Here is a 2,539-nt window from a genome sequence, read left to right as displayed (position 1 = left end):
GGCCTGAACGTCGCCATTGGCGTTGTCGAGCTGGTAGGTCCAGTTTCCAGCGGCGTCGAGGGCAAAGCTGCCGTAGGCGCCGGTGGTGTTCGGCTGGGCGACGAAGCCGGACTCGCCCGCATCGGTGTCGGTGGCCGTAAGCACGCCGCTTGTGGTGAGCGCGGTGTCCTCAGTGACGCTTCCGGTCTGAACGCCGGTGATCTCGGCGGCATCGTCGGTGCCGTTGACCGTAATGGTCACGGTCTCCGTATCACCACCGGCGGTAGTAACGGTGAAGGTCTCGGTCAGCTGATTGCCGGCGCCCAGGGCCTGAACATCGCCATTGGCGTTGTCGAGTTGATACGTCCAGTTTCCAGCGGCGTCGATCGCGAAGCTGCCATAGCTGCCGGCGGTGTTCGGCTGGGCGACGAAGCCGGACTCGCCGGCGTCGACGTCGGTCGCGGTCAGGGTGCCGGAGGTGGTCAGCACCGTATCCTCGGTCACGCTGCCGCTGTCGCTGCCGGTAACGATGGCGGCGTCGTCGGTGCCGTCGATCGTGACGGTCACGACCTCGCTGTCGCCGCCGGCGGTGGTGACGGTGAAGGTCTCGGTCAGCTGATCGCCGGCGCCCAGGGCCTGGACGTCGCCATTGGCGTTGTCGAGCTGATAGGACCACGCGCCGGTCTCATCAATCGCGAAGCTGCCGTACGCTCCAGCCGTGCCCGGCTGGACGACGAAGCCGGACTCGCCGGCGTCGGTGTCCGTTGCTATGAGCACACCGCTTGTGGTCAGCACCGTGTCTTCGGTCACGCTGCCGCTGTCGCTGCCGGTAATGGCGGCGGCGTCATCGGTGCCGTCGATCGTGACAATGACGGTATCGGTATCACCACCGGCGGTGGTGACGGTGAAGGTCTCGGTCAGCTGATCGCCGGCGCCCAGGGCCTGGACGTCACTGTTGGCGTTGTCGAGTTGATACGTCCAGTTTCCAGCGGCGTCGAGGGCAAAGCTGCCGTACGCTCCAGCCGTGCCCGGCTGGGCGACGAAGCCAGACTCGCCCGCGTCCACGTCGGTCGCGGTCAATGTGCCGGAGGTGATGAGTGCGGTGTCCTCGGTCACGCTGCCGGTCTGAACGCCGGTGATCTCAGCGGCGTCATTCGTGCCGTTGACCGTGATGGTCACGGTCTCCGTGTCGCCACCGGCGGTGGCGACGGTGAAGGTCTCGGTCAGCTGGTCGCCGACACCCAGGGCCTGCACATCGTCACTTTCGTTATCCAGCGTGTAGGACCAGGCGCCGGTCTCGTCGATCGCAAAGCTGCCGTAGCTGCCGACGGTGTTCGGTTGCGCGACGAAGCCGGACTGACCCGCATCGGTGTCCGTCGCGGTCAGGGTGCCGGAGGTCGTCAGCACGGTGTCTTCAGTCACCGCCCCACTATCGCTGCCGGTAATCACGGCCGCATCGTCGGTGCCGTTGACCGTGATGGTGACGGTCTCCGTGTCACCACCGGCGGTGGTGACGGTGAAAGTCTCGGTCAGCTGATCGCCGGCGCCCAGGGCCTGAACGTCGCCATTAGCGTTGTCGAGTTGATAGGACCACGCGCCGCTCTCGTCGATCGCGAAGCTGCCGTAGCTGACAGCCGTGCCCGACTGCGCCACGAAGCCGGACTCGCCGGCATCGGTGTCGGTGGCCGTAAGCACACCGCTTGTGGTGAGTGCGGTGTCTTCGGTGACGCTGCCGGTCTGAACGCCGGTGATCTCGGCGGTGTCATCTGTGCCATTGACCGTAATGGTCACGGTCTCCGTGTCGCCACCGGCGGTAGTAACGGTGAAGGTCTCGGTCAGCTGATCGCCGTCGCCCAGGGCCTGCACGTCGCCATTGGCGTCGTCGAGTTGATAGGACCACGCACCGCTCTCGTCGATGGCGAAGCTGCCGTACGTGCCAGCCGTGCCCGGCTGGGCGACGAAGCCGGACTCGCCCGCGTCCACGTCGGTCGCGGTCAATGTGCCGGAAGTGGTGAGTACGGTGTCTTCCGTCACTGCCCCGCTGTCGCTGCCGGTGATCACCGCCGCATCGTCGGTGCCGTTGACCGTGATGGTTACGGTCTCCGTGTCGCTGCCGCCCTGACCGTCGCTGACGGTGTAGCGGAACGTGGCGTCGCCGTTGAAGTCCGCATCCGGCGTGAAGGTGATGGTGCCGTCGGCGTTGAGCGTGGCCGTCCCGCCCTGACCGCCGCTGACGCCGGTGATGGTGAGCGTGTCGCCGTCGGCGTCGCTGTCGTTGGCCAGCAGCGTGCCCGGCGCGATGGTCAGCGCGGTGTCCTCTGCCGTGGTCAGGGCGTCGTTGCCGGCGCTTGGATCGGCGCTGTCGGCCTCGGCGACCGGGGCGTCGTTGACCCCGGTGACCGCCACCGTGACCGTCGCCGTGTCGCTGCCGCCCTGACCGTCGCTGACGGTGTAGCGGAACGTGGCGTCGCCGCTGAAGTTCGCGGCCGGCGTGAAGGTGATGGTGCCGTCGGCGTTGAGCGTGGCCGCACCGCCCTGACCGCCGCTGACGCCGGTGATG

The 2,539-nt window shown here is 67.3% G+C and carries 1 protein-coding gene; it reads right to left on the bottom strand.

From position 1 onward, the window contains the following. The coding region (locus NAT23_RS14705) for a VCBS domain-containing protein (protein WP_251929401.1) at positions 1-2,539 on the bottom strand (2,539 nt) is incomplete at both ends.

It is taken from the genome of Larsenimonas salina (assembly GCF_023736155.1).
Taxonomy (GTDB): Bacteria; Pseudomonadota; Gammaproteobacteria; order Pseudomonadales; family Halomonadaceae; genus Larsenimonas; species Larsenimonas salina.
This window is presented reverse-complemented; position numbering and strand designations above follow the sequence as displayed.